Consider the following 2214-nt stretch of genomic DNA (forward strand, 5'->3'; position numbering starts at 1 on the left):
CTCTACGGCAACGAACGCTGCCCGACCGACAACAACGGCAACGAGATCGTCGTTTGCGAACAGCGCAGCGCCGAGGAACAATTCCGCGTGCCCAAGGAGCTTCGCGAGTTCCAGGTCACCCCGCAGAACGAAGCCTGGGCAGCGCGCGCCCAGGGCACGCTCGACGCTGGCGTCGGCACCAATTCGATCGGCAGCTGCTCGACGGTCGGCGCCGGCGGACAAACCGGCTGCTTTGCGCAACAGGCCCGCGCCGCACGCAAGGCGAACACCGCCGCAAAGGCAGCGCAGGCCGAGGGGCAATAGGCGCTGGCGCTCTGTCTCTGCGTAAAACCCCGCCCGCTTTGGTACCACCCCGGCGAAGGCCGGGGCCCAGGTGGGAAGGTCGCTTTAACGGTGGGCGCGCTTCGTTATCCAGCGCCCCCAACTGGGCCTCGGCCGTCGCCGGGGTGGTGCATGCAGAGCAAGGCGCGACTTCCCTGAAGTCCGCATTGCAAACCCGCGCGACCGGGCTAGTCTCGCAACGTTGCGTAACTGGCGCCATGTGGATCACCACGAGGAAGCGCAACGATAGCGAGCCGCGCGCCTGGGCACCCCTTCTTGAAAAAGGAGCCTGCGCATGACCCCGCCGTTGCACATCGCCTTCCTGCTGTTCCCCGACGTCACCCAGCTCGATCTCACCGCCCCGGTGCAGGTGCTGTCGCGGCTCGGCGATGCCCGGCTCGATCTCGTCTGGAAGACCCGCGATCCGGTGATGACCGATGCGGGGTTCGCGATCGTGCCCACCGCGACGCTGGAAGAGGTGCCGCATGCCGACATCCTCTGCGTTCCCGGCGGGTTCGGGATCAACCGCGTGATCGCCGATGACGAGGCGATGGACTGGGTCGCGCGGGTCGGTACCGGCGCAACGTGGGTGACCAGCGTGTGCACCGGATCGCTGATCCTCGGCGCCGCGGGGCTGCTCCGCGGCTACCGCGCGGGGTGCCACTGGGCGCAGCGCGACATGCTGCCGCTGTTCGGCGCGCTGCCGGTGGCGGAGCGAGTCGTGATCGATCGCAACCGCATCACCGGGGGCGGGGTCACCGCGGGCATCGACTTCGCGTTGACGCTGACGGCGCTGCTGCGCGGCGAGGCGCATGCCCGCGCGGTGCAGCTGAGCCTCGAATATGATCCCGCGCCACCGTTCGACAGCGGATCCCCCGAGCGTGCCGGCGCCGCGCTGGTTGCGGCCTATCAGCGTCGAGTCACGGCGATCGTGCCCACCCGCGACGACGATCTGCGCGCGCTCGCGATCAGGCGCGGCTTTTCCTGATCCCGTTGACTCGGTGCCAGATGTACAGCGCGGCGAGCGCGACCAGTACCAGCCCGATCACCAGGTCGGCCTGGTGGAACGCCGCCTTCACGCGCGGATCGCTGTTCCACTTGTCGCCGAGCTTCATCCCCAGCCACGTCAGCGCGAAGCAGAACGGCCACGAACCGATGAAGGTGTAGATATGGAACGGCACCAGCTTCATTCGCGCGACCCCGGCGGGGAACGCGATGAAGGTGCGGATGACCGGTAGCAGCCGCCCGATCAGCACCGCGGCACTGCCCCAGCGATGGAAGAAGCGGTCGGCGGCGTCCAGCTCGTCGGCGCCGATCAGCAGATATCGGCCCCAGCGCACCACGAATGGGCGCCCGCCGCGCTTGCCAGCTTCATAGGCGACGATCGAGCCGAGATTGCACCCGAGTGCGCCTGCGGTCGCCGCCGCATAGAGGTTGAACTGCCCGGTCGAGACGAGATAGCCCGCGAACGGCATGATGATCTCCGACGGCAACGGGATGCATGCGCTTTCGATCGCCATCAGCACCACGATGCCGAGATAACCGCCGCTTGAGATCACGCCGATGGTGAAGGTGGCCAGTGCCGCCAGGATCTTCTCGAACATGGTGCCGGCGCTAGCGTGGTCGAGCGCGAATTGGGAAGCCCTATTCGTCCGCGCCGGGGAACCTCGCTCCGCGTGGCGCGCTTGCCCGGGCATGACCCAGATGACGCTCAACGACGGACGCTCGATGCCACAGCTCGGCATGGGCACCTATCAGATCCCCGACCCACAGGTCGCGCTGGTGGTGCGCAAAGGGCTCGATCTCGGCTTCGAGCTGGTCGATACCGCCGCCTTCTACCACAACGAGCGCGGCGTCGGCGAAGGCATGCAGGGCAGCGACGCGTTCCTCACC

General features: G+C 67.7%; 2 protein-coding genes, 2 pseudogenes and 1 riboswitch. Of the genes and pseudogenes, 3 read left to right on the forward strand and 1 reads right to left on the reverse strand.

The features are described from left to right. Both VF643_RS12435 and VF643_RS12440 read left to right on the forward strand, forming a co-directional pair. Positions 1-303, forward strand: a pseudogene (locus VF643_RS12435) (hypothetical protein); the annotation flags it as partial. 214 nt (positions 304-517) lie between these two features. Continuing rightward, a riboswitch (ZMP/ZTP riboswitch) is annotated at positions 518-596 on the forward strand. Positions 597-616: 20 nt separating this feature from the next. Then, positions 617-1309, forward strand: coding sequence for a DJ-1/PfpI family protein (locus VF643_RS12440; protein ID WP_331043709.1), 693 nt, complete (start codon positions 617-619; stop codon positions 1307-1309). Here VF643_RS12440 and VF643_RS12445 read toward each other — a convergent pair. Next, positions 1290-1925 carry a DedA family protein gene (locus VF643_RS12445; protein WP_331043710.1) on the reverse strand — a complete coding sequence of 212 codons (636 nt, stop codon included), beginning with the start codon at positions 1923-1925 and terminating at the stop codon, positions 1290-1292. The genes VF643_RS12440 and VF643_RS12445 overlap by 20 nt on opposite strands. Before the next feature lie 100 nt (positions 1926-2025). On the opposite strand from VF643_RS12445, the pseudogene VF643_RS12450 reads away from it, so the two are divergent. After that, positions 2026-2214: pseudogene (locus tag VF643_RS12450) on the forward strand (aldo/keto reductase); the annotation flags it as partial.

Origin of the sequence: Sphingomonas sp. (assembly GCF_036387595.1) — a bacterium.
Taxonomy (GTDB): Bacteria; Pseudomonadota; Alphaproteobacteria; order Sphingomonadales; family Sphingomonadaceae; genus Sphingomonas.